Raw genomic sequence first — 22,713 nt, forward strand, 5'->3', positions numbered from 1 at the left:
CCGGCTTGTTGCCGGATCCACCTGATGGCTAGAACAGTCACGTTCGTTTCGTCAAACGAAAAATCCGCGGAACAGAACGGTTGAGTTGCCTGCAACCGGCCGATGCCGCCGCCGGCTTTACATGCTAACGGGACGGCCATGTTCGACCCCGTTCCCGTCCTGGAAAAGATCGTCGCCTCCCTCGATCGCGACGCCCGCGAGCCGACCAAGCTGCGGGGGCTCCTTGTGCCCGAGTTGCGCAAGGTGATCGAGACCGGTCACGCGGAGGCCGAACGGCTTCTCCTCAAGGAACGCGACGGCCTCGCCTGCGCGCAGCGCCTGAGCCGCCTCACCGATGCGGTGGTGCGGGCGATCTACGACGCCGTGGTCTGGCGCCTCTACCCCAACGACAACCCGTCCACCGGCGAGCATCTCGCGATCGTCGCCACCGGCGGCTACGGCCGGGGTACGATGGCGCCGGGCTCGGACATCGATCTGCTGTTCCTGCTGCCCTACAAGCAGACGGCATGGTCCGAGAGCGTCGTCGAGGCGATGCTCTACGTGCTGTGGGACCTCAAGCTGAAGGTCGGCCACGCCACGCGGTCCGTCGAGGAATGCCTGCGCGAGGGCCGCGCCGACATGACGATCCGCACCGCTTTGCTGGAATCCCGCTTCCTGTTCGGCTCGCGCTCGCTGTTCGAGGAGATGGTCACCCGCTTCGACACCGAATTGGTGATCGGGTCGGCCTCAGAGTTCGTGGACGCCAAGCTCCGCGAGCGCGATGCCCGCGTCGCCAAGGCAGGCGCCTCGCGCTACCTCGTCGAGCCCAACGTCAAGGACGGCAAGGGCGGCTTGCGCGATCTCAACACCCTGTTCTGGATCGCGAAATACACCTACCGCGTGCGCAATCAGGCCGAGCTGGTCCATGCCGGGCTGTTCACGCCGGACGAGTACCGCCTGTTCGAGCGCTGCGAGGAATTCCTGTGGCGGGTGCGCTGCCACATCCACTTCGTGACCGGGCGGCCGGAGGAGCGCCTGTCGTTCGGGCTGCAGCCCAAGATCGCCGAGCGGCTCGGCTTCGGCTCCCGCGGCGGCCTTTCGGGCGTCGAGCGCTTCATGAAGGCGTATTTCCTCATCGCCAAGGATGTCGGCGACCTCACCGCCATCGTCTGCGCGGAGTTGGAGGCACGCCACGCCAAGCGCACGCCGGTGCTCGACCGCTGGATCGGCCGCTTCCGTGACCGCTTCCGCGCGACCTCGATCGAGGCCGAGGATTTCTGGATCGACAACGGCCGGGTCAACATCCGCGGCGAGGACGCGTTCGAGCGCGATCCGGTCAACCTGATCCGTCTGTTCTGGCTCGCCGACCGGCACAACCTCCCGATCCATCCGGACGCGGCGCGGCTGGCCAACCGCTCGCTTAAGCTCATCACCCACGCGGTGCGCATCGATCCGGAGGCCAACCGGCTCTTCCTCGACATCCTCACCTCGAAGAACGCGCCCGAAACGATCCTGCGATCGATGAACGAGGCGGGCGTGCTCGGCCGGTTCATCCCGGAATTCGGCCGCATCGTCGCGATGATGCAGTTCAACATGTACCACCACTACACGGTGGACGAGCATCTGCTGCGCTCGCTCGGCGTGCTCGCGGCGATCGATTCGGGCCGGGTGCGCGACGAGCATCCGCTCGCCTCGCGGCTGATCGATACGATCCACAACCGCCGCGCCCTCTATGTCGCCATCCTGCTCCACGACATTGCCAAGGGCCGGCCGGAGGACCATTCGATCGCGGGTGCGGCCATCGCCCGCAAGCTCGGGCCGCGCTTCGGATTGAGCCAGGCGGAGACCGAGACGGTCTCGTGGCTGGTCGAGCACCACCTGCTGATGTCGATGACGGCGCAGAGCCGCGACCTCTCCGACCGCAGGACGATCGAGAAGTTCGCGAGCGAGGTGCAGAGCCTGGAGCGGTTGAAGCTGCTCGCGATCCTCACCGTCGCCGACATCAAGGCGGTCGGCCCCGGCGTGTGGACCGCCTGGAAGGGCACGCTGCTGCGCACTCTCTACGACGAGACCGAAGTCGTCCTGTCCGGCGGCCATTCAGAAATCGCCCGCACCGACCGGGTCCGGCTGATCCAGATGGCCCTGCGCGAGCAGCTCTCGGACTGGAACTCCGAGCTGTTCGACGGCTACGCCGCGCGCCACAACCAAGCCTACTGGCTCAAGGTGGATTCGACGCGCCATTTCAAGAACGCCCGCTTCCTGCGCACGGTGATGGAAGAGGGCCGCACCAGCGCCACGACCTACGAGACCGATCCGGTGCGCGGCGTGACCGAGTTGACGGTCTATTCCCCCGATCATCCGCGGCTGCTCGCCATCATCACCGGCGCCTGCGCGACCATGGGCGGCAACATCGTCGATGCGCAGATCTTCACGACCACCGACGGCTTCGCCCTCGATTCGATCTTCATCTCCCGCGCCTTCGAGCGGGACGAGGACGAGCTGCGCCGGGCCGGCCGCATCGCCACGGCGATCGAGCGGGCGCTGAAGGGCGAGATCAAGATCGCCGAACTCGTCGCCGACAAGCACCCGAAGCAGCCGCCCAAGACCTTCCTCGTGCCGCCGGACGTGTCGATCGACAACGCCCTGTCGAGCCGCGAGACCGTGGTGGAGATCACCGGCCTCGACCGGCCGGGCCTGCTCTACGAGCTGACGACGGGGCTCAACCGCCTGAGCCTCAACATCACCTCGGCGCATGTGGCGACCTTCGGCGAGCGGGCGGTGGACGTGTTCTACGTGACCGACCTCACCGGCACCCGCGTGGTGCAGCCCGACCGCCTCGCGATGATCCGCGCCGCGGTGATGGAGGTGTTCGCCAGCGACGTCGCCGCCCTCCGCGCGGAAGGGCTCGACGCCCTCGTCGATTCGCCACCGCCGCGGGAACTCTGACCTGTCCCTGGCACGGTGCGCTTGATTTCGGGGTTTGCCCGAATGATATCAGCCCCATCCCGGAACCCTTCGAGACCTGATCGATCGCACGATGATGGCTGACGACATGGAGAAGCACGAGCGGCACGACGGCGCGGAGGCGGAGGTTCCGCCGCAATCCGGTGCCTCGCAAGCGGGCGCGGATGCGGAAGGGCTCGCGGCCGCGATCGCCGAGCGCGACGAGTTCAAGGATCGCCTGCTGCGCACGCTGGCCGAGATGGAGAACCTGCGCCGCCGCACCGAGCGCGAGGTTGCGGATGCCCGCACCTACGCGGTGACGAACTTCGCCCGCGACATGCTCAACACCGCAGACAACATCCGCCGCGCGCTCGATAGCGTGCCGGAGGAGGCGCGCGCGGGTGCCGAGGGCCCCTTCAAGGGTCTGATCGAGGGCATCGACCTGACGGAGCGGGATCTCACCAAGACGCTCGAGCGCCACGGCGTGAAGGTGGTCGATCCCAGGGGCCAGCGCTTCGACCCGAACCGCCACCAGGCGATGTTCGAGGTGCCCAACACCGAGGTGCCCAACGGCACCGTCGTCCAAGTGGTGCAGACCGGCTACGTCATCGGCGACCGGACCCTGCGCCCGGCACTGGTCGGTGTCTCCAAGGGCGGCCCGAAGCCCGAGGCCAACAAGGACAAGTCCGCCGACGCGGCGTGAGCCGCGAGGGCAGCCGATCGCCGGTGTAGAGTGCCTCACGAAACTCCCGATCTTCGACCGTTCTCGCACTAGCGAGGACGGCGCAGCGGGAGCTTTATCAGAGACACTCAGTCGGGAAGATCGGCCGCGGCCCGGCGCAGGGCTTCGTTCATCCGAGACTGCCAGCCCGGACCGGTCGCCCTGAAACGAAGCAGGACGTCCTGATCGAGCCGCAAGCTGACGAGCTGTTTAGTCGGAGCGCTCTGGGGGCCGCGGGTGCGGCGCAGTTTCTCTGCGAGGACGGGAAAGGCCTGTTCGAAGGGCACGGCGCTTCGGAAGTCCGCTTCGGTCCATTCCGGATTGTCGGGATCGGCCGCGATGCCGGCTTGGATCCCGGCCTCCTCCGAGGTCGTGGTCGGTCTCCGATCGGGCTTGTCAGCGGGCATCGTAGAGCCTCCGTTCGCTCCGGCTGGCTCGGCGCAGGCTGATGAGCGAGATCGCTTCCCGTCCCAAGGGAGCGATGATCACTGCCACCACCGTCTGTCCGTCGAACTCGCCGATGATCTTCATTCGGGCTGAGCCAGTGGCGCTCGGTTGGGCAGCCGCGACAAGAGCGGTCTCGAAATCGAAGCCCGCCTCGAAATCCGCGAAGTCGAGACCGTGCTTTTGCAGGTTGGTCAGGCGCTTGGACTCGTCTCAGACAATCAACATCCGAAACGTAGCTCCGTTCGATCGCCGCGGCAATCAGATCGTAGATACAATCCGATTGTTCGCCGGTGAGCGCAATCAGTTGGCGGCGTCTTACTCCGCCGCCTGCCGCGTCGTCTCGCGGAACGGGTGGGCCGGATAGGTGCCGATGATGCGCAGCTCCTTCGAGAAGTAGCGCAGCTCTTCGAGGGCCCGGCGCAGGCCGTCATCCTCGGGGTGGCCATCGACCTCGGCGTAGAACTGGGTCGCGGTGAACTGGCCCTCGACCATGTAGCTCTCGAGCTTCGACATGTTGACGCCGTTGGTCGCGAACCCGCCGAGCGCTTTGTAGAGCGCCGCCGGGATGTTGCGGACCCGGAAGATGAAGCTCGTCACCGTCGAGTCGTTACCCGGCTCGCACTCGGCGGGCTCGGGCGAGAACACGACGAAGCGCGTGGTGTTGTGCGCCTCGTCCTCGACGTCGCGCTCCAGGATATCGAGGCCGTAGACCTCGGCCGCCATGGCTGGGGCGAGCGCGGCGCGGCTGGGGTCGCGCGCCTCCGCCACCTCGCGGGCGGCGCCGGCCGTATCGCCGGCCACCACCGCCTTGAGGCCGAGCCGCCGGATGATCCGGCGGCATTGGCCGAGCGCGTGGATGTGGCTGTGCACACTCGTCAGTTGCTCCGTGCCCACCCCCGGCAGGGCCATGAGCTGGAAGTGGATCGGCAGGAAGTGCTCGGCGATGATGTGCAGCCGCGACGTCGGGATCAGGTGGTGGATGTCCGCGACCCGGCCAGCGATCGAGTTCTCGATCGGGATCATCGCGAGGTTCGCCTTGCCCTCGTTCACTGCGGCGAAGGCGTCCTCGAAGGTGGCGCAGGGCAAAGCGGTCCAGCCGGGATAGGCCTGCGAGCAGATGATGTGCGAGTTGGCCCCGGGCTCGCCCTGGTAGGCAATGGTGCGGTCGGTCATCGGTGCTTCGGCAGGCTCAGTTCAGGCGGCGGATGGCGAGCAGCGTGCGGGCGCGCTCAAGGTCGGCGGGGGTGTCGACGCCGAGTGGCAGGTCCTCGACGATCATCGCGTCGATGCGCATGCCGGCCTCCAGCGCGCGCAACTGCTCCAGCTTCTCGCGTTGCTCCAGTTCGCCCTGCGGCAGGGCGACGAAGCGCGCGAGCGCCTTCCGGCGATAGGCGTAGAGGCCGATATGGTGGAACAGCGGCCCGTCGCCCCAGGGGGCACGGGCGCGGGTGAAGGCGAGCGCGCGCAGGCGGTTGGGTCCCACCGTGTGGCCGATGATTTTGACCACGTTGGGATCGTCCATCTCCTCGGGCCGGTGGATCACGGCGCAGAGGGTGGCGATGTCGACCTGCGGGTCGGCGAGCGGCATCACCGAAGCGGCGATGATCGCCGGGTCGATGGTCGGCAGGTCACCCTGGACGTTGACGACGACGTCGTGGTTGCCGTCGGGATCGACGATCTCCAGCGCCTCCGCGAGACGATCCGAGCCGGAGGGATGGTCGGGCCGGGTCATCACCGCCAGCCCGCCCTGCGCCTCGATCACCTCGGCGACCGCGTCGGTGTCGGTGGCGACCACGACGGGACCGATGCCCGCCTCCACGGCACGGCGCCAGACATGCACGATCATCGGCACGCCCGCGATGTCGGCGAGCGGCTTCGACGGCAGCCGGGTCGCGGCGAGGCGGGCCGGAATCAGGATCAGGGGATCGGACATGGCCTCGGGCGGGTCGGACGAACTTAAGCGGAAGGGGTTTTAGGCACGCGGGAGCGCTCTAGCAGCGACGGTGCGGCTTGTCATGATCGGGCGTTCCGCCCTCACAGTGCGGCAGAGCTGCAACGAAAATGCCCGCTCGCTCGAAGCGTATGACGAATAACGGTGTGCGACAGCGCGCAGCGCGCATGGCCCATTGTCAAGATCGGGCCCGACCGGGTAATCACCCTTGAAATCCTCCAAAGTCCGGCGTCTGCCCGTCGGGCCCTCATCCGCCGGGTCCTGATCCCGCGCGCCGGAGCTGTCGAGCATGGATTCCTTCGAGCTGAACAAGGTTGCGGGCGCGGTCCTGGGTGCCCTCCTGTTCGCGGTTGGGTCGGGCTTCGTGGCGGAGCTGATCTATCACCCCAAGCCCGCCGGAAACGCCGGCTATCGCCTGCCCGAGCCGGAGGCGAAGAGCGGCGGCGCGGCGGCGGAAGCCCCGAAGGCCGAGCCCATCGCCGTGCGGCTCGCCAGCGCCGATGCCGAGAAGGGCAAGGGCGGCACCAAGGCCTGCCAGGCCTGCCACAGCTTCGAGAAGGGCGGCCCGAACAAGGTCGGCCCCGATCTCTGGGAGATCGTGGAGCGCGAGAAGGCGCATGCCGCCGGCTTCGATTACTCCGCCGCGCTCAAGGAGAAGGGCGGCACCTGGACCTACGAGGATCTCGACCACTTCCTCGAAAGTCCGAAGGGCTACGTGAAGGGCACCAAGATGGCGTTTGCCGGTATCGGCTCGCCGACGGACCGCGCCAACGTCATCGCCTATCTGCGCACGCTCGCCGACAGCCCGAAGCCGCTGCCGGCCGCCGAGAAGAAGGCTGAAACGGCGCCGGCGGCTGACAAGAAGGCCGAGACCGAGAAGCCAGCCGAGGGCAAGCCCGACGCCAAGAAGGCCGCCGAGGAGAAGAAGCCGGCCGGGACCAAGCCGGTGGAGAGCGCGACGGGCGACAAGAGCAAGACGCCCGAGACCAACGCGCCGCAGGGCAACACCCAATCGGGTGACGGCAAGGACACCGCCCGCCCGGTCCCGGCGCCGCAGGTCCAGCCCCAGCGCAACGAGGTCGCCCCGACGCAGGCGCCCGAGGCCAAGCCCTCGGGGGACATCCCGACCAAGGCGGATCCGGGCTCCGAGTCCACGCCGGCCACCGAGCCGTCGGCTAAGCCCGACCCCGACGCACCCAAGCCGTAAGGCGAAGCGGCGTACGAGTTTCCGAGAAGGCCGGCCCCCTGAAGCCCGGCCTTTTTCATGTCCGGGCACGTAGCTGCGCCGGCTGCGCGCTCGCGGCGGGTGGCGCCAACTCCGGGCTCGTCCTAGAACGACGCCCGACTGACCTCTCACGGGATCGGGAGACCGCGCCAACGTGACGGAAAACGCCGTAATTGCCCGCCGCAGCTTCCTCGCCGGAGCACTCGTCCTCCTGGGACTGCGAGGCCCCGTCTCCGCTCAGGAGCCCGCCGAATCCGCCTCGAAGGTCTCGGCGCAGGAGGCACCCGGCAATTGGCGCCACGCGCTGACCCTGCTCGGCGAGCCGAAATACGGCCCGGACTTCCAGCATTTCGACTATGCCGACCCGAAGGCGCCGGTCGGCGGCCTGGTGCGGCTCGGGTCGCAGGGCGGCTTCGACAACCTCAACTTTATCGTCAACGGCCTGAAGGGCGATCTCGAAGGCGGGATCACTCAGATCTACGACACGCTGATGGAGGATTCCGGCGACGAGCCGTTCTCCTCCTACGGCCTCCTCGCCGAGGCCGTGCGGATCGCCGAGGACGGCCAGTCGGTGACCTATCGCCTGCGGCCGAACGCGCGCTGGCACGACGGCAAGCCGGTCACCGTCGAGGACGTGATCTGGTCCTTCGATACGCTGAAGGCCAACAGCCCGTTCTATGCTGCCTACTACCACACCGTGGCCAAAGCCGAGCCGGGGGCCGAGCACGAGGTCGTCTTCCGCTTCAGCGAGGCCGGCAACCGCGAACTGCCCCAGGTGCTGGGCCAGATGCAGGTGCTGCCCAAGCACTGGTGGACCGGCACCGACAAGAACGGCAAGCCGCGCAGCGCCACCGAGACGACGCTCGAGATCCCGCTCGGCTCCGGCCCCTATCGGCTCACCAAGGTCGATGCCGGCCGCTCGGCCGTCTACGAGCGCGTGGCCGATTACTGGGGCAAGGATCTGCCGGTGAATCGCGGCCGCAACAACTTCGGCACGGTCCGCTTCGAGTATTTCCGCGATGGGTCGGTTCTGCTGGAGGCGCTGAAGGGCGACCTGTACGACTTCCGCACCGAGAACATCGCTCGCAACTGGGCGACCGCCTACGACGACTTCCCGGCGGTGAAGGAAGGGCGCCTCATCAAGGAGGAGTTCCCCGGCCGCGGCACCGGCATCATGCAGGCCTTCGTGTTCAACCTGCGCCGGGACAAGTTCAAGGACGAGCGCGTGCGCCGCGCCTTCAACCTCGCCCTGAACTTCGAGGAGATGAACCGGCAGCTCTTCTACGGCCTGTACAGCCGGATCGATTCCTACTTCTACGGCTCGGACCTCGCCTCGTCGGGCCTGCCCGACGGGATGGAAAAGGTGATTCTGGAGAGCGTGAAGGACAAGCTGCCGGGCAGCGTCTTCACCGAGACCTACACCAACCCCGTCAACGACACGCCCGAGGCCGCGCGGGCCAACCTGCGCAAGGCGGTCGGCCTGCTGCGGGAGGCCGGCTACGAGCTGAAGGGCGGCAAGATGGTCGCGAAGGCGACCGGCGAGCCGCTGACCGTCGAGTTCCTCGAATTCCAGAACGTGTTCGAGCGGGTGATCCTGCCCTACGCCGCGCAGCTCAAGCTCATCGGCATCGAGTCCTCGATCCGGGTGATCGATCAGGCGCAGTACCAGAACCGCCTGCGCAGCTTCGACTTCGACATCACCACCTCGAACTGGCCGGAATCGCTCTCGCCGGGCAACGAGCAGCGCGAGTTCTGGGGCTCGGCCGCCGCCGACAAGCCGGGCTCGCGCAACATCGCCGGAATCAAGGATGCGGGCATCGACGCGCTGATCGAGAAGGTGATCTTCGCGCAGGACCGCGAGACGCTGGTCGCCGCCACGCACGCCCTCGACCGGGCGCTGCTCGCCCACAACTTCGTGGTGCCGCAATGGTCCTCGGCCGCGACGCGGACGCTGCGTTGGAACCGCTTCGGCCGCCCTGCGGTGCTTCCGAAATACGGCTCGTCCGGCTTCCCGACGACGTGGTGGTACGACGAGGCGCTCGCCGCCAAGACGGGGGCCCCGCGATGAGCGCGGGCGCGACCCGCCGGAGCGTCGTCCTCGGCACGGGGGTGCTAGCGCTCGCGGGCGCCCTGCCCCGCTCGGCCTGCGCCGAGGATGTCCGCAAGGCTCACGGCCTTTCAAGTTTCGGCGAGCTGAAATACGCGCCCGACTTCCCGAATTTCGACTACGTGAACCCGATGGCGCCGCGCGGCGGGCGCTTCTCGACAACTTTGGTCCAGACCTTCGGGAATCAGGCGTTCGACACCTTCGACACGCTCAATCCCTACGTCTTCCGCGGCAACGGCGCGGCTGGGATCAACCTCACCTTCGACAGCCTGATGGTGCGCGCGCTCGACGAGCCGGACGCGCTCTACGGCCTCGTCGCCCGCTCGGTCGAGATTAGCCCCGACGGCCTGACCTATCGCTTCGCCCTGCGTCCCCAAGCGCATTTCCACGACGGCTCGCCCCTGACCGCGCGGGACGCGGCCTTCTCCCTCACCATCCTCAAGGAGAAGGGGCACCCGACGATCGCGCAGGTGATCCGCGACGTCGCCGAGGCAACGGCGGAGGGCGACGAGACCCTCGTCGTCCGCTTCGCCCCAGGCCGCAGCCGCGACCTGCCGCTGATCGTCGCCGGACTGCCGATCTTCTCGGCGAAGTTCTTCGAAGGGCGCGATTTCGAGGCGCAGACCCTCAAGCCGCTGCTCGGCTCCGGCCCGTATCAGGTCGGGCGGATCGATATCGGCCGCTTCATCGAACTGGAGCGCGTGACCGATTACTGGGCGGCGGATCTTCCGGTGATGGTCGGGCAGAACAACTTCGACCAGCTCCGCTACGAGTACTTTCGCGACCGCCAGGTCGCCTTTGAGGCGTTCAAGGGCGGCGCCTACACCTATCGCCAGGAATTTACCTCGCGGATCTGGGCGACGGGCTACGATTTTCCCGCCGCGCGCGAGGGCCGCGTCAAGCGCGAAACCCTGCCCGATACCTCGCCCGCCAACATCCAGGGCTGGTTCTTCAACACCCGCCGCGAGGTGTTCAAGGATCCGCGCGTGCGCGAGGCGATCGGCCTGTGCTTCGACTTCCCCTGGACCAACCGCACGGCGATGTTCGGCTCCTACGAGCGCACCGTCTCGTTCTTCCAGAAGACCGACCTGATGGCGACCGGCAAGCCCTCCGCGGAGGAGCTGGCCCTCCTCGAACCCTTCAGCGGGCAGGTGCCGGCCGAGGTGTTCGGCGAGGCCTGGACGCCGCCGGTTCCGGACGGTTCGGGCCAGGACCGGGCGCTGCTCGCCCGCGCGGTGGCCCTGCTCAAGGAGGCGGGCTGCACCCGCGAGGGCGGCGCCTTGAGGCTGCCGAGCGGCAAGCCGATCGAGTTCGAATTCCTCGATTCGGATTCCGTCTGGGAGCCGATCGTCCAGCCCTTCATCCGCAATCTCGGGCTGATCGGCATCAAAGCGCGCCAGCGGGCGGTCGATGCCGCACAGTATCAGGCGCGGGTGCGCGACTTCGACTTCGACATCACCGCCCGCGCGGCCTCGGGCGACGCGACACCGGGGCCGGAGCTGCGCGAGGCTTATGGCTCGCGCGCGGCGGCGATCCCCGGCTCCAACAACCTCGCCGGCATCACCGATCCGGTGATCGACGCGCTGCTCGACCGCATTGCCAACGCGGATTCGCGCGCGAGCCTCACCGTGGCCTGCCGCGCCCTCGACCGGGTGATGCGGGCCGGCCGCTACTGGATCCCGATGTGGTACTCACCCGAGTACCGCCTCGCCCTGTGGGACATGTACGGCCGCCCGGCGAAGCTGCCCACCTACGGGCTCGGCGTGCCGGGCCTGTGGTGGTACGACGAGGCCAAGGCGCGCCGGATCGGCCGGGGCTGAGGATCTTCCATGCTCGCCTACATCCTGCGCCGCATCGCGTTGATGATCCCGACGATCTTCGGGATCATGCTCATCACCTTCGCCATCATTCAGTTCGCCCCCGGCGGCCCGGTGGAGCGGGTTCTGGCCCAGCTCCAGGGCCAGCAGGAAGGCTCGCTCTCGCGTATCACCGGCGGCCAGGGCGATCTCGGCGGCGGGGCGGCCCGCGGCGGCGGTGAGGCTTCGAAGTACCGCGGCGCGCAGGGGCTTGATCCGGCCTTCATTAAGAAGCTCGAAGCCCAGTTCGGCTTCGACAAGCCCGCCTATGAGCGCTTTGGCAAGATGCTGTGGGACTACCTGCGCTTCGATTTCGGCCGCAGCTATTTTCGCGATGTCTCGGTGCTGGACCTGATCAAGGAGAAGCTCCCGGTCTCGATCTCGCTCGGCCTATGGATGACGCTGATCTCCTACGCGATTTCGATCCCCCTCGGCATCCGCAAGGCGGTGGCCGACGGCTCGCGCTTCGACGTCTGGACCTCGGCGGTCGTCATCGTCGGCTACGCGATCCCGAGCTTCCTGTTCGGCATCCTCCTCGTGATCCTGTTCGCGGGCGGCTCGTTCCTGCAGATCTTCCCGCTGCGCGGTCTCACCTCCGAGAATTTCGAGTCCCTGAGCCTCTGGGGCAAAGCCCTGGACTATGCGTGGCACCTCGTGCTGCCGCTCTCCGCCCTAGTGCTCGGCGCCTTCGCCACCTCGACGCTGCTGACCAAGAACTCGTTCCTCGACGAGATCCGCAAGCAATATGTCGTCACCGCCCGCATGAAGGGCGTGAGCGAGCGGCGCGTCCTCTACGGCCACGTCTTCCGCAATGCGATGCTGATCGTCATCGCCGGCTTTCCCGGCGCCTTCATCACCGCCTTCTTCACCGGCTCGCTGCTGATCGAGACGATCTTCTCGCTCGACGGTCTCGGGCTTCTGTCGTTCTCCTCCATCGTTGGCCGCGACTATCCGGTGGTGTTCGCCACGCTCTACATCTTCTCCCTGCTGGGTCTGGCCGTGAATCTGCTCTCCGACCTCACCTATACGTGGATCGATCCGCGCATCGATTTCTCCGCGCGCGGCGCCTGACGCGCGCCTCTGTTTGCCGACTGCGCAGCCGGCTGCTATCGGCGCGCATTCGCCGCCGGACGCCGCCCGTGACCGCCCTCCCCCTCGTCATCCGACCCGAGCACCCGGACGACGCCGCGGCGATCGAGCGGCTGCATGCCCGCGCCTTCGGCCCCGGCCGCTTCGCCCGCACCGCCTACCGCCTGCGCGAGGGCGTCGCGCCCCTGCCCGATCTCTGCCTGACGGCGCTCGTCGGCACCTATCTCGTCGGCTCGGTGCGGATCGGCCCGGCCGAGGCGCAAGGCGGATCGCTCCTCGTGCTCGGGCCGCTCACCGTCGATCCGAGCTTTTCCGATCGTGGCATCGGCACCAGCCTGATGCAGGCGAGCCTCGACGCCGCCCGCGCCGCCGGGCACGGCCTCGTCGTCCTCGTCGGCGACGCGCCCTATTACCGCCGCTTCGGCTTTGTGCCCGTGCCGGCGGGCCGGCTGACCCTGCCCGGCCCGGTCGATCCCGCGCGCTTCCTTTGGCTCGAACTCAGGGACGGGGCGAGCGCCGGCCTCTCCGGCGCAATCCAGCCGCGGCGCATATAGCCGGCAGCGTGCAGGCGCCTCCGTGCAGCGTTCCACGGTCGAGGCACCGCTTGACCGTGAGAGATCAGGATCGGACACCGGGGCAAACGCCGAGATAACGGGAAACGCCCGCCGTGCCGACCACCGACGACCGCCAGCCGCCGCCCCGCTTCAACGCGGCCCGCTATTGCCTCGCGGAGAATGCCCGGCTGCGCGGCGACAAGACAGCGCTCGTCATGGTGGGCGACGGCGGCACGGTCAGGCGCCTCACCTATGCGCAAGCCGACCGGGCGGTGCGCGGCATTGCGGCGGGGCTGCTCGGCCTCGGTCTGAAGGCCGGCGACCGGGTGATGATCCGCATGGGCAACGAGGCCGACTACGTGCTGGTCTATTTCGGTGCGCTCGCCGCCGGCCTCGTCGCCCTCCCCTCCTCGCCGCAACTGACGGCCGACGAAGCCAGCTTCCTGATGGAGAATGCCGGCGTCGCCGCCGTGGTGACCGGTGAAGGCTTTTCGAATTCCAGCGGGGCTGCCGGCTGCATCCACCTCGACCCCGAGACGATCGCGGCGATGAAGGCGGGCGAGCCGCTCGCCGACTACGCCGACACCGCCGCCGACGATCCGGCCACCCTCGTCTACACCTCCGGCACCACGAGCCGCCCGAAAGGCGTGCTCCATGCCCACCGCGCCATCTGGGGCCGCCGGCCGATGCACGCGCACTGGCTCGGCCTCACCGAATCCGACGTGATGCTGCATGCCGGCACGATGAACTGGACCTACACCCTCGGCGTCGGCATTACCGACCCCTGGGCCTGTGGCGCCACGACGGTGCTCTATAACGGCCCACGCGACCGCGGGATCTGGCCCCGCCTGATCGCCGAGCAGGGCGCGACGATCTTCGCGGCGGTGCCGAGCGTCTACCGTCAGATCCTGAAATACGCTGACCTCGCCGAGCACGATCTCTCCCGCCTGCGCCACGGCGTCACCGCGGGCGAGGCCCTGTCGGCCGACCTTCTCGACGCCTGGACGGAGGCCATGGGCAAGCCGCTCTACGAAGCGCTCGGCATGAGCGAGATCTCGACTTATGTGTCGAGCGGCCCGACCATCCCCGTTCGCCCCGGCTCGCCCGGCCGGCCGCAGCCGGGGCGCCGCGTCGCAATCCTGCCCGTCGAGCGCCCGCCCGAACCGCTGCCGCCGGGCGAGACCGGCCTCTTGGCGATCCACCGCTCCGACCCCGGCCTGATGCTCGGCTACTGGCAGCGGCCGGAAGAAGAGGCGACCGTGATGCGGGGGGAATGGTTCGCCGGCGGCGACCTCGCGAGCTTTGATGCGGACGGCTATCTCTGGTTTCACGGCCGCAACGACGACCTGATGAACGCCATGGGCTACCGCGTCTCGCCCGTCGAGGTGGAAGGCGTGCTGGCGGGCCATCCCGACATCGCCGAGGTCGGCGTGACGGAGCTTTCCGTGCGCGCGGATCTGCGGGTCATCGCCGCCTTCGTGGTTCTGCGCCCCGGCGCCGAGCCCGACGCGGAGGGATTGATGGCGTGGTGCGGCGAACGTCTGGCGGCCTACAAGGCACCGCGCGCGGTCCGCTTCGTCGAGGCGCTGCCCCGCACCGCCAACGGCAAGGTTCAACGCAAGCGCTTGGCGGAGGCCGCCGAATAGCCGCGCTTGTTCGCGCCAAATCGCGCCGGTACAGCGAAGGCCCCGCGCGCTTCGAGACCCATGGCCCCGCTCCCGATCTCCGTCTTCATCATCGTCAAGAACGAGGCCGACCGCCTCGGTGCGACCCTCGCGGCGGTGCGCGCCTTGGCCGACGACATCGTGGTGGTCGATTCCGGCTCGACCGACGGCACCCAGGCGCTCGCCGCCTCGCTCGGCGCCCGCGTGATCCACAACGATTGGCCGGGCTACGGCCGGCAGAAGCGCTTCGCGGAAGAGCAGTGCCGCCACGACTGGGTGCTCAACCTCGACGCCGACGAGGTGGTGCCGCCCGACCTCGCCGAGCAGATCCGCGCCGTCTTCGCGCAGGGCGAGCCGGCGCATGCCGCCTGGTCCATCGCCATCGCAGAGGTTTTCCCGGGCGAGACACGCCCCCACCCCTGGGCCTACGTCCTGACCCCCGTGCGGCTCTACCGGCGCGACTTGAGCACCTACTCGACCTCACCGGTCCACGACCGGGTCGTGCTCGGCCCCGGCGTCACCACGGGGCGGATCAAAGGGCGCATCCACCATTTCTCGGTACGGTCGCTGGGCGACCAGCTCGCCAAGCTCAACCGCTATTCCGACCAGCAGGCTGACGACCTCGACGCCCGCGGCGTCACGATCCCGGCCTGGCGCCTCTACGTCGAGCTGCCGGGCAATTTCCTGAAAGCATATTTCGGCCGCCGCCACTTCGTGCGCGGCGCCTACGGCTTCCTCACGGCCATGAACTACGCGATCTCGCGCCATCTGCGCGTGGCCAAGCATTATGAGCGCCGTGTCACAACCCCGCGCCGACCGGGTTGACCCGCCCCGCCGGAGCTTCTACAGCCAAGCGCAGTGGAGACGTGGCCGAGAGGCTGAAGGCACTCGTTTGCTAAATGAGCATACCCCTAATAAGGGTATCGAGGGTTCGAATCCCTCCGTCTCCGCCACCCATGCGTCGCGCCAAAAAGCGCAACGATTTCAAAGCTAAATTTTCATCTACGACACCGGTTTGAACCGCTTTGTCACCGCCGCCCAGGGCTCGTTTGTCACCGCCGGGCGGCCCCATCCACAGGTTCGATCCGCCGATCCTTGGCCTACTCGGCCGCGACCTGGGCGAACAGGCCCCCGTCGGCCTGCAGCCGCCGGGTCGCGATGCGGGCGTCCTCGGGGTTCAGCTCGCACAGGATGGCGTTGCGCTGCAGGCGCTCCGCGACGAGCGCCGTCGTCCCGGCCCCGCCGAAGGGATCCAGGACCGTGCCGCCCTCCGGGCACCCGGCGAGGATGCAGGGCTCGACGAGGGCCGGCGGGAACGTCGCGAAGTGGGCCTCCTTGAACGGGGTCGGTGCCACGGTCCAAACTGACCGCTTCTGCCGCCCCGAGGACCTGTCGTAGCTCGAACCGGTCTCGTCTCGGCCGCGGGCGACGTCGACCTCGCCGGTGCCGGCTCCTCGCCAGATGCCGGTTGAGGCGACGCTCCGCCCCTCCATTGGGACCTGGTTCGGGCTGGTTTTGTAGCCCCAGGCCGCCTCCTCGCGGATCGCGGCGTGGTCGTAGCGGTACCGGGCGCTCTTCGTCAGCAGGTAGAGCATCTCATGGGCCGGGGTGGTCCGGTCCTTCACGCTCGACGGCATCGGGCACGGCTTGTGCCAGACGATCTCGTCGCGGAGCCACCAGCCGTCGTCCTGCAGCGCGATCGCGGTACGCGCCGGGATCATCATGCGGTCCTTGGGCTTCAGGCCGCTTCGGGCGCGTCGGTGCCGGGGGACGAGGGCGATGCGCTCGCGGTCGAGGCCGCCTCGCCCGTTGTAGCCGCCGCCGCGGCCGCCCCACTTGTCGTCGTTGCAATAGCTGTCCCCGAGATTGAGCCACAGGGTCCCGTCCGGGCGCAGGACGCGCCGGACCTCGCGGAACACCTCGACCATGGCGGCGACGAATTCGGCGGGGGTGGGCTCCAGGCCGATCTGGCCGTCGACGCCGTAGTCGCGCAGCCCGAAATACGGGGGCGAGGTGACGACGCAGTGCACGGAATCGGCGGGGAGCGAACGCAGTGTGTCGCGGCAATCGCCGAGCAGGATGCGGGTCGACATGGCGGCCCCCGCTCAGAGGTTGCCGGAGCGGACGAGGGCCATCGTCTCGGTGCTGACACCGAAGGCCCGGGCTAGATCCTTGATCCTGCGGCGGCTGCGCAGGATCGCCTTGACCTCCTTCTCCGTGAGCCGGGAGGCCTCGGCGCGGCGCTCGTTGCTGCCGCGGACGTGGGCGGTGACGGAGTCGTGTTTACGGGTGTCGTCGGTGTGGCAGGCGCGCATGGGCAAGTCCTCGCTGAGGGCGAGGAGTGCCTCCACGACTTCCCTGGATGACCGGACTTACAGCGAAAGGCGCAGGCCGCAGGTGCGCCTCTCCGAAGGCGTCTAACGCGAATATGTCACCGCCCTGGCGATTCGCACAGGGCTTACCGAGCCGCCTCGCGCGCCCGGCGCTCCGGCCCGAGCTTGCGCGCCAGGTCCGCCGGCTTTGAGGCCCGCACGAAGCCGCGGCTGACGTGGCTCGACACGTCGGCGATCTCCTGCATGGCGTCGGCGAGCGCCCGACGCAGGGCGTCCCTCGCGTCGCCGCCGGAAGCCTCCAGGTAGGCGCGCTTCATCTCGTCCACGGCTCTCTCCATCGATTCGTCCATGAGAACAGAGAGAGAACAAAACACGGGCGGAGTCGATCCCCAGGCGCGTCAAATTGCGGGGAGGCTGGCGCTGAAGTCGGCCAGCTCCTCGACCGCGACGCGCCGGTCGTAGCCCCGATCGGCGTCGAGGTCCTCGGTGATCCCGATGTCCCCGAACCGGGATGCCATCGTGACGTGCACAGGGCGCCCCTCGTGCCGGGCGAACAGGACCGGGACGGGATCCCGCCACATGGGGTGCCCGAGATGCTCCTCCATGCCCTGGTTGAAGGCCTCGTCGCGCGTCGGGTACTTCAGGGCGGCGGGGAGCCGGCTGTAGTCGAGGAAGCGGCGCAGGCATTCGGGCTGCGCCGGGTCGTCGATGTAGTCGTCGCAGTGCCTGGTCATGGCGCCCTCAGCTGTAATACCGGGTGAACTTCACGGCGCGGGATTCCAGCGCGGCCGCGGCGATCGCCTGCGCGTCGGGATGGCCGGCGACGACGGCGCGCAGGACCTCCCGGTGCAGCCAGTCCTCGGCCATGTGGGCGATCTCGTCGTCGCAGTTGTCCACGAGAGGCTGCAGGCTTGCGATGCAGGCGCGTACGGCCTCGATGCAGAACGCGGGCTGCTCCTCGGTGTCGACCCAGGCCAGGACGCTGGTCGTCAGGCTGCCCCCAGCCCACCAGAACTCGCGGAATTCAGCGTCGTACCGTCCGCGGAGCAGGCCGAAATCCTCATCGTCCCTGTAGTGATAAAGGTAGGCCCAGACGTCCCGATCGGCAGGCATGCCCACGGGCCCAGCGTTCCAGGGCGCGGCATCCGGGACCGCGTTCGGGGCGGGCTCCAAGGGCAGCCTGTGTGGTTTCGCGTTCGCCATCGCATCCTCCCTCAATCGCAGGCCGACCAGCAGGCCGGCATCCCCGTGCTCGTCCAGGCTCGCCCCGCGTGCGGGACGGCCAACCCGGCCATGACGACTCGGCCGTTCTTCCGGTGCTCCACGACCTGCGGGCGCGCCGGGGGCGCGGGTCCCCGATCGGGGACCGGGCTGCCCGTGACGCGAGCGCGCCAGGCGGCGTGCCCGGGGGACTGCGGGAACCGGCGGGCGAGCCGATCGAGTAGGGCGGCCGAGGGGGCGGGGCGGGTCACTGCGCGACCTCCCAATAGTCGGCGAGGATGTCGTCCTCGTGAAGCTCGCAGGCCAGCGCGACTGCGTCCTCGCCCCCAGCCGGATCGGGCCACCGGACGGTGAGCTTCCCATCCTCGATGCTCCACGTCCTGTCCCAGCCCGGCCGCCGGACGCGCTTGCTGAGGCGCATGCCCAGCAGCGCCTGGTCGAACGGGAACGAGGTCCCCCAATTCGACGTCGGTGGGCAGCGGTCGCAGTTCGAGCACGGGTGCTGTTCGCTCCAGGTGTCCTCGCCGCAGGTCTCGCAGATTACGCGATCGGTCATCCCTTCCTCCTCATGGCCGCCTCGGCCCGCCTGCAGGAATCCCGGCACTCCGGCTCGCCGGCCGCCCGCTCTTGGCAGGCGTCCTGGCAGCGCGCGTAGGCCGCCATGCCCCGGGCGAACCGGCTCGCGTCGGGGGATGGCTCAAGCCAATAGGCGATCGGCTTCCCGGTCTCGTCGAACTCGATCCCGCTCCGGACTGCCTCGTTCGCGTCGACCTCGACGAACTCGATCTCTAAGGAGGCAGCGTCGCCGTAAATGATGCGGCGGCGGTCTGCCTCCGAAACAGCCTCCCCGAGGTGCCGAAGGACCGCCTCCCTCCCCTCTGGAGAGGCGAGGTAGCGAGCGATGTTCTCGCGCAGCGCGGCCTTCAGGGCCGCCTCGTCCATGGGCTCGCTCATGCCTCGGCCCGCTCAGGGTAAAGGAGGTTGAAGCGGGTCAGGCGGTCATGGGCGACCCCGAAGGCGTCGAGGGCCCTCGATGTCGCCTCCTTCGACTCGGGCGTGTACCGCCTCGTGCTGACATCGACCGTGGCGAACTTGCGGGCGAACTGGCGCTCGGCGATCGCCTCGTCGAGGAGCGCCTGCAGGCCCCGGCGGGCGAGCGAGATGAGGTCGAACTCGGTGGGCTCAATCGTCACCGGGAGGCCTCCAGCTGCAGCTTGTGGGCAAGTGCCCGGACGGCGCAGGCCAGGATCGCCATGCACTCGCGGTGCGGGCCGTCGCCGGGAGCGAGGTCCTCGTCCCAGGTCTCTCGGCTGCCCGCGATGTCGAGCGGCCACTCCCGGTGAAGGCGTTCGCCGTCGGGCCCGTTGTAGTCAGCGCCGAGCGAGGCATGCCCCGTCAGGGCGCACAGGCCCGAGGAGACCCAGAACCCCGGGAGCGCGCCGGAGACGAAGGACCGGGCCGCTTCGAGGGAGCGCGTGAACGGCGGGGTGGGCTGGTCGCTCGTGTGCGGTCCGGTCCCTTGGGCCTGCGCGAGGAGGCAGGCGAGCTTCCAGTCGACCCACGTCGCGGGCTCGGCCAGCGTGGTGAGGTGGACCTCCAGCACGCGCAGTTTCAGCTCCTGGGAGAGCTTCGCCACGTCGGCGTCCACTCCGGTGCAGGCGACCCGATACCAGGCGTTGACCCGGCTGAGCCTCTGCATCGACGTCCCGGAGCGGTCCGCTTCCAGGGCGGCGCGCTCGGCGCGAATGATGTCCATGCGGCTCTGGGCCATCACTCGGCTCCCGGGTGCGCCGGCTTCGGCGCGTTGTCGGTAATCAGGAGCCGGGGATCGAAGCGGCGGCCCTTCGGCAGGGCAGCCTCCTCCCCGGCGGCGGTGAGCCGGATCCGCAGCGGGCCGGCCCCGGCCACGAGGCCCAGCGTCACCAGCCGCAGCCAGGTGTCCGCCAGGAACGGCAGGCGCTCCCCGGCCGCGAGGACGCCCCCGTGCCGGTCGATCGCCCCCTCGCCGCCGGCTGCCTTCAAGGAGCGCAGGGCGTCCAGCTGGGAATCCGTGAGGGCCATGTCAGGCGGTCTTCGCCTCAGAGACGTCAACCCGCTTGATCTCCGTGCCGGCCGGAAGCTCCACGACCATCCCGGGGGTGAGCTTGATCGACCCCGCCTCGGCGTAGGCGTTCGCCGTCGCCAGGGCATCCACTGCGAGCCGCTCGCCGAGCGGTGCCGGGTGCATCGAGAACTCGGCCACGATGGCGTCCGTGCCGTCGTCGGAGCCCTCCCGCTCCATGAGACGGCAGACCACGCTGTCGCCCTCGTCCTTCCACTTGGTCAGGTAAAAACGGGTGTACTTGGCCATGGGGCACCTCCTGTGTTGAGGGTCCCACCGATCCCGGATTCGAACAGAGGCGGAACGGCAACAGAAGCAGCCATCCGAGACGACCTGCGGCCTGGGGGCTCGCCAACCCCGCCGGGGCAGCCCATGTTCGGGACGTGAACGACACCCCTGCCGGCTCTGGCAGGGATGAACCTCTGGCTGACGTGCTCGGTATCCGCGCCGTCGACCCCTGCCCTCGTCGGCAGGGATGATCCACCATCCACCGCATACGCCGCGGTTCACCGGCGCCCCTGCCGAATGAGTGCAGGGATGGATTGAGGAGGCCTCGGGAAACCGGGGCCTCTTCCCGTTTAGGCCCCATGTTACATTTGCGAGGTCTTTCGGTTGAAACACCTCGCGAATGTAACATGCGATCCCCGCCCAGGGATTCATCAACCAATACTTGAACGTCCCCTTGCCGGCGGAGTCCGCCCAGGGCATGTTGGCCTCATGACCCAGCTGTCGAAACGCAAACGCGCCTGACCTCCCCGCCGCCTTGAGCACCCGCTCGGCGGCATGCGCGTCCCCGTTTCCAGCGAGTTCTCCCCATGTCGACGACTGCCCGCCGCGCGGCCCTTGCCGCCGTTCGCAAGAACCTGACCTCCTACACGAAGCCCCGTTGGCCCCAGCCTGGAGAGAGGCCCCACGCGACGCACGAGCTCCTCTCGGGCGCCGAATTCGAGGGCGGCAGCGTCCTCCAGGACCTGGCGAATTACCTCGCCCCGATGCTGGAGCCGGCCTGGCCGCACAAGCTGCCCAAGAGGCTGATGTCGGCGATGAAGGGCCTGCGCTCCGAGCCGTCGCTTGCCCGCATGCGGATCGTCGAGGACGCGGCGCAGACCGTGCTCGACGACACCGACGCCGGGCGCGCCCCGATCCTCGCGCAGACCGTCTCGGTCGTCGAGGACATCGTGGACCGGATGCTCGTCTACGCCGCCGCGCTCGGCTGCCAGCGCGCCGCGGCCCGCTGCGCCGTCCTCTGCGCCCGGCATTGGCGGGGGCGGCCGACGGGATTCGCCGACCCGGTCACGCACGGCTTCATGCTGTCGATGCTGGACTATCTCCACGCCGCCGACCTGCACATCGCCCCGGCCGACGTCCGGGGCTACATCCAGGAATCCCGACACCTGCAGATCTGGCAAGCCGACCGCGACGCGCGCCGCCTCGTCCACCTGCTCTCCATCGTGCAGGAGGCGATCGACACACCCGAGCCCGGCGCGTCGGCGCCCGACGACCCGGAGGACCGGGCCGCGATTGCGGAGGACCGGGCCGGCATCGGGCTCCAGGCGCCCCCGGTGACGCGCCTGGAGCCCGACTTCGGCGTCGCGTGGTTCAACGACGACGGCCAAACCTACGCGGCGGAAGACCCGCCTCTCGCGCCGGGCATGGTCGTCATCGGCGACGTCTCGCACGTGAAGAAGGGCGGCAAGGGAGACAGCGACCCGGTCAAGGAGGCGGAAGCCATCATCGGCAAGCGCCTGCCGCTGGTCGTGCCCCCGGCCGACCTCGGGGCGGCGCGGGCCGAGCTCCTCGCCGAGTTCCCCCATGCCGAGCGCATCGTCGATCGGCTGCTGCGCCCGCTCGCGACGCAGGACAGTGTGCGGATCCCGCCGGTCCTCATCTGGGGACCGCCGGGCGGCGGCAAGACCCGGTTCGCCCGGCGCCTCGGCGAGGTCCTCGACCTGCAACCGGCCGTGCTGTCGATGGCAGGCGCCACCGACTCGCTGACGATCACCGGCACGGCGCGGGGCTGGTCCACCGGCGGATACTCGATCCTCGGGCGGGAGCTCCTGCGCACGAAGATCGCCAATCCGATGATCGTGGTCGACGAGGGCGACAAGATCGGGACGTCCCGCCACAACGGGAACGCGGCCGAGGCGCTGATCAACCTCCTCGGCGTCGAGACCGCCGCCCGGTACCGCGACCCCTACCTGCAAGCCGACATCGACGGGTCGCGCGTGCAATGGATCATCACCGCGAACGGGCTCGACACGATCCCGCGTCCCCTGCTCGACCGCTGCCTCGTGCTCCGGCTTGAGGAGCCGGGTCCGGCCCATCTGCGCCAGCTCGCGAACTCGATCCTGCGGGACGTCCGTGCCGATCGGGGCCTCGACGAAGCCTGGGTGCCCACGTTCGACGGCGTGGAATGGGCCGCCCTGGAGGCCCATTGGCCAGGGGGCAGCCTGCGCGCCCTGCGCCGGCTGGTCGAGACGGTCCTCGACGCCCGCGAAGCGGGGCCCCGGCAATGAGCCCGG

General features: G+C 68.9%; 25 protein-coding genes and 1 tRNA gene. 11 read left to right on the forward strand and 15 right to left on the reverse strand.

Annotated elements, in window-relative coordinates; all coding sequences use genetic code 11:
* Window positions 1–138: 138 nt before the first annotated feature.
* A complete protein-coding gene (locus OVA30_RS22765) occupies window positions 139–2,925 on the forward strand; it encodes a [protein-PII] uridylyltransferase (protein ID WP_012779027.1) in 2,787 nt (928 codons plus the stop codon).
* A gap of 91 nt (window positions 2,926–3,016) precedes the next feature.
* Entirely contained in the window at window positions 3,017–3,625 is a 609-nt protein-coding gene (gene grpE, locus OVA30_RS22770; protein ID WP_268177033.1) for a nucleotide exchange factor GrpE, read from the forward strand.
* A 107-nt stretch (window positions 3,626–3,732) separates the two neighbouring features.
* Here the strand turns inward: grpE and OVA30_RS22775 are convergent, their stop codons facing one another.
* The 4 genes from OVA30_RS22775 to OVA30_RS22790 all read right to left on the reverse strand — a co-directional run bounded on the left by OVA30_RS22775 (window position 3,733) and on the right by OVA30_RS22790 (window position 6,023).
* Window positions 3,733–4,050, reverse strand: a complete 318-nt coding sequence (locus OVA30_RS22775) for a BrnA antitoxin family protein (protein WP_003600760.1) — start codon at window positions 4,048–4,050, stop codon at window positions 3,733–3,735.
* Complete coding sequence (locus OVA30_RS22780) at window positions 4,040–4,285, reverse strand: BrnT family toxin (protein WP_268177529.1); 246 nt, start codon at window positions 4,283–4,285, stop codon at window positions 4,040–4,042. The genes OVA30_RS22775 and OVA30_RS22780 overlap by 11 nt, the downstream gene beginning before the upstream one ends.
* Window positions 4,286–4,405: 120 nt before the next feature.
* Complete coding sequence (locus OVA30_RS22785) at window positions 4,406–5,263, reverse strand: prephenate dehydratase (RefSeq protein ID WP_003600757.1); 858 nt, start codon at window positions 5,261–5,263, stop codon at window positions 4,406–4,408.
* Between the two features lie 16 nt (window positions 5,264–5,279).
* On the reverse strand, window positions 5,280–6,023 hold the full coding sequence (locus tag OVA30_RS22790; protein ID WP_003600755.1) for a 3-deoxy-manno-octulosonate cytidylyltransferase: 744 nt from the start codon (window positions 6,021–6,023) through the stop codon (window positions 5,280–5,282).
* A gap of 307 nt (window positions 6,024–6,330) precedes the next feature.
* Between OVA30_RS22790 and OVA30_RS22795 the strand changes: the two genes are divergently transcribed.
* The 8 genes from OVA30_RS22795 (at window position 6,331) to OVA30_RS22830 (ending at window position 15,489) form a co-directional block, all read left to right on the forward strand.
* Window positions 6,331–7,248, forward strand: coding sequence for a c-type cytochrome (locus tag OVA30_RS22795; protein WP_268177035.1), 918 nt, complete (start codon window positions 6,331–6,333; stop codon window positions 7,246–7,248).
* A 172-nt stretch (window positions 7,249–7,420) separates the two neighbouring features.
* Window positions 7,421–9,334: an extracellular solute-binding protein gene (locus OVA30_RS22800; RefSeq protein ID WP_012605512.1), complete on the forward strand. Its 1,914-nt coding sequence runs from the start codon at window positions 7,421–7,423 to the stop codon at window positions 9,332–9,334.
* Complete coding sequence (locus tag OVA30_RS22805) at window positions 9,331–11,193, forward strand: extracellular solute-binding protein (protein ID WP_268177036.1); 1,863 nt, start codon at window positions 9,331–9,333, stop codon at window positions 11,191–11,193. Before OVA30_RS22800 ends, OVA30_RS22805 begins: the two co-directional genes overlap by 4 nt.
* Before the next feature lie 9 nt (window positions 11,194–11,202).
* Complete coding sequence (locus OVA30_RS22810; protein ID WP_003600749.1) at window positions 11,203–12,300, forward strand: microcin C ABC transporter permease YejB; 1,098 nt, start codon at window positions 11,203–11,205, stop codon at window positions 12,298–12,300.
* A gap of 68 nt (window positions 12,301–12,368) precedes the next feature.
* Window positions 12,369–12,872 carry a GNAT family N-acetyltransferase gene (locus tag OVA30_RS22815; protein WP_042508650.1) on the forward strand — a complete coding sequence of 168 codons (504 nt, stop codon included), beginning with the start codon at window positions 12,369–12,371 and terminating at the stop codon, window positions 12,870–12,872.
* Between the two features lie 113 nt (window positions 12,873–12,985).
* On the forward strand, window positions 12,986–14,518 hold the full coding sequence (locus OVA30_RS22820; protein WP_268177037.1) for a class I adenylate-forming enzyme family protein: 1,533 nt from the start codon (window positions 12,986–12,988) through the stop codon (window positions 14,516–14,518).
* A gap of 60 nt (window positions 14,519–14,578) precedes the next feature.
* Entirely contained in the window at window positions 14,579–15,361 is a 783-nt protein-coding gene (locus OVA30_RS22825) for a glycosyltransferase family 2 protein (RefSeq protein ID WP_012252149.1), read from the forward strand.
* 35 nt (window positions 15,362–15,396) lie between these two features.
* Window positions 15,397–15,489: transfer RNA gene (locus OVA30_RS22830), tRNA-Ser, on the forward strand.
* Between the two features lie 147 nt (window positions 15,490–15,636).
* Here the strand turns inward: OVA30_RS22830 and OVA30_RS22835 are convergent.
* The 11 genes from OVA30_RS22835 to OVA30_RS22885 form a co-directional block, all read right to left on the reverse strand.
* Window positions 15,637–16,629 (reverse strand): DNA-methyltransferase, encoded by a 993-nt coding sequence (locus OVA30_RS22835; RefSeq protein ID WP_268177038.1) that lies wholly within the window; start codon window positions 16,627–16,629, stop codon window positions 15,637–15,639.
* A 12-nt stretch (window positions 16,630–16,641) separates the two neighbouring features.
* Window positions 16,642–16,851 (reverse strand): hypothetical protein, encoded by a 210-nt coding sequence (locus OVA30_RS22840; protein WP_056154236.1) that lies wholly within the window; start codon window positions 16,849–16,851, stop codon window positions 16,642–16,644.
* 143 nt (window positions 16,852–16,994) lie between these two features.
* Entirely contained in the window at window positions 16,995–17,207 is a 213-nt protein-coding gene (locus OVA30_RS22845) for a hypothetical protein (protein ID WP_268177039.1), read from the reverse strand.
* Between the two features lie 60 nt (window positions 17,208–17,267).
* Window positions 17,268–17,603, reverse strand: coding sequence for a hypothetical protein (locus OVA30_RS22850; protein WP_268177040.1), 336 nt, complete (start codon window positions 17,601–17,603; stop codon window positions 17,268–17,270).
* A 7-nt stretch (window positions 17,604–17,610) separates the two neighbouring features.
* On the reverse strand, window positions 17,611–17,982 hold the full coding sequence (locus OVA30_RS22855; protein ID WP_056154228.1) for a hypothetical protein: 372 nt from the start codon (window positions 17,980–17,982) through the stop codon (window positions 17,611–17,613).
* Between the two features lie 355 nt (window positions 17,983–18,337).
* Window positions 18,338–18,646: a hypothetical protein gene (locus OVA30_RS22860; protein ID WP_056154224.1), complete on the reverse strand. Its 309-nt coding sequence runs from the start codon at window positions 18,644–18,646 to the stop codon at window positions 18,338–18,340.
* A complete protein-coding gene (locus OVA30_RS22865) occupies window positions 18,643–19,032 on the reverse strand; it encodes a hypothetical protein (RefSeq protein WP_268177041.1) in 390 nt (129 codons plus the stop codon). The genes OVA30_RS22860 and OVA30_RS22865 overlap by 4 nt, the downstream gene beginning before the upstream one ends.
* An 8-nt stretch (window positions 19,033–19,040) precedes the next feature.
* Window positions 19,041–19,283: a hypothetical protein gene (locus tag OVA30_RS22870; RefSeq protein WP_056154218.1), complete on the reverse strand. Its 243-nt coding sequence runs from the start codon at window positions 19,281–19,283 to the stop codon at window positions 19,041–19,043.
* Complete coding sequence (locus OVA30_RS22875; protein WP_056154215.1) at window positions 19,280–19,861, reverse strand: hypothetical protein; 582 nt, start codon at window positions 19,859–19,861, stop codon at window positions 19,280–19,282. The genes OVA30_RS22870 and OVA30_RS22875 overlap by 4 nt, the downstream gene beginning before the upstream one ends.
* Window positions 19,861–20,151, reverse strand: a complete 291-nt coding sequence (locus OVA30_RS22880) for a hypothetical protein (RefSeq protein ID WP_056154212.1) — start codon at window positions 20,149–20,151, stop codon at window positions 19,861–19,863. The genes OVA30_RS22875 and OVA30_RS22880 overlap by 1 nt, the downstream gene beginning before the upstream one ends.
* A gap of 1 nt (window position 20,152) precedes the next feature.
* Complete coding sequence (locus OVA30_RS22885; RefSeq protein ID WP_056154209.1) at window positions 20,153–20,440, reverse strand: hypothetical protein; 288 nt, start codon at window positions 20,438–20,440, stop codon at window positions 20,153–20,155.
* A 566-nt stretch (window positions 20,441–21,006) separates the two neighbouring features.
* Here OVA30_RS22885 and OVA30_RS22890 point away from each other — a divergent pair.
* Window positions 21,007–22,707, forward strand: coding sequence for an AAA family ATPase (locus OVA30_RS22890; protein WP_056154205.1), 1,701 nt, complete (start codon window positions 21,007–21,009; stop codon window positions 22,705–22,707).
* Window positions 22,708–22,713 lie beyond the last annotated feature (6 nt).

Source organism: Methylorubrum sp. SL192, from assembly GCF_026672325.1.
Taxonomy (GTDB): domain Bacteria; phylum Pseudomonadota; class Alphaproteobacteria; order Rhizobiales; family Beijerinckiaceae; genus Methylobacterium; species Methylobacterium extorquens.

Coding starts and splice junctions, on each gene's coding strand:
- OVA30_RS22890 (WP_056154205.1), top strand. CDS start 21,007: ATGTCGACGACTGCCCGCCGCGCGGCCCTTGCCGCCGTTCGCAAGAAC.
- OVA30_RS22840 (WP_056154236.1), bottom strand. CDS start 16,851: ATGCGCGCCTGCCACACCGACGACACCCGTAAACACGACTCCGTCACC.
- OVA30_RS22825 (WP_012252149.1), top strand. CDS start 14,579: ATGGCCCCGCTCCCGATCTCCGTCTTCATCATCGTCAAGAACGAGGCC.
- OVA30_RS22785 (WP_003600757.1), bottom strand. CDS start 5,263: ATGACCGACCGCACCATTGCCTACCAGGGCGAGCCCGGGGCCAACTCG.
- OVA30_RS22875 (WP_056154215.1), bottom strand. CDS start 19,861: ATGGCCCAGAGCCGCATGGACATCATTCGCGCCGAGCGCGCCGCCCTG.
- OVA30_RS22805 (WP_268177036.1), top strand. CDS start 9,331: ATGAGCGCGGGCGCGACCCGCCGGAGCGTCGTCCTCGGCACGGGGGTG.
- OVA30_RS22865 (WP_268177041.1), bottom strand. CDS start 19,032: ATGGACGAGGCGGCCCTGAAGGCCGCGCTGCGCGAGAACATCGCTCGC.
- OVA30_RS22885 (WP_056154209.1), bottom strand. CDS start 20,440: ATGGCCAAGTACACCCGTTTTTACCTGACCAAGTGGAAGGACGAGGGC.
- OVA30_RS22860 (WP_056154224.1), bottom strand. CDS start 18,646: ATGACCGATCGCGTAATCTGCGAGACCTGCGGCGAGGACACCTGGAGC.
- OVA30_RS22810 (WP_003600749.1), top strand. CDS start 11,203: ATGCTCGCCTACATCCTGCGCCGCATCGCGTTGATGATCCCGACGATC.
- OVA30_RS22795 (WP_268177035.1), top strand. CDS start 6,331: ATGGATTCCTTCGAGCTGAACAAGGTTGCGGGCGCGGTCCTGGGTGCC.
- OVA30_RS22790 (WP_003600755.1), bottom strand. CDS start 6,023: ATGTCCGATCCCCTGATCCTGATTCCGGCCCGCCTCGCCGCGACCCGG.
- OVA30_RS22855 (WP_056154228.1), bottom strand. CDS start 17,982: ATGCCTGCCGATCGGGACGTCTGGGCCTACCTTTATCACTACAGGGAC.
- OVA30_RS22880 (WP_056154212.1), bottom strand. CDS start 20,151: ATGGCCCTCACGGATTCCCAGCTGGACGCCCTGCGCTCCTTGAAGGCA.
- grpE (WP_268177033.1), top strand. CDS start 3,017: ATGATGGCTGACGACATGGAGAAGCACGAGCGGCACGACGGCGCGGAG.
- OVA30_RS22775 (WP_003600760.1), bottom strand. CDS start 4,050: ATGCCCGCTGACAAGCCCGATCGGAGACCGACCACGACCTCGGAGGAG.
- OVA30_RS22845 (WP_268177039.1), bottom strand. CDS start 17,207: ATGGAGAGAGCCGTGGACGAGATGAAGCGCGCCTACCTGGAGGCTTCC.
- OVA30_RS22850 (WP_268177040.1), bottom strand. CDS start 17,603: ATGACCAGGCACTGCGACGACTACATCGACGACCCGGCGCAGCCCGAA.
- OVA30_RS22835 (WP_268177038.1), bottom strand. CDS start 16,629: ATGTCGACCCGCATCCTGCTCGGCGATTGCCGCGACACACTGCGTTCG.
- OVA30_RS22765 (WP_012779027.1), top strand. CDS start 139: ATGTTCGACCCCGTTCCCGTCCTGGAAAAGATCGTCGCCTCCCTCGAT.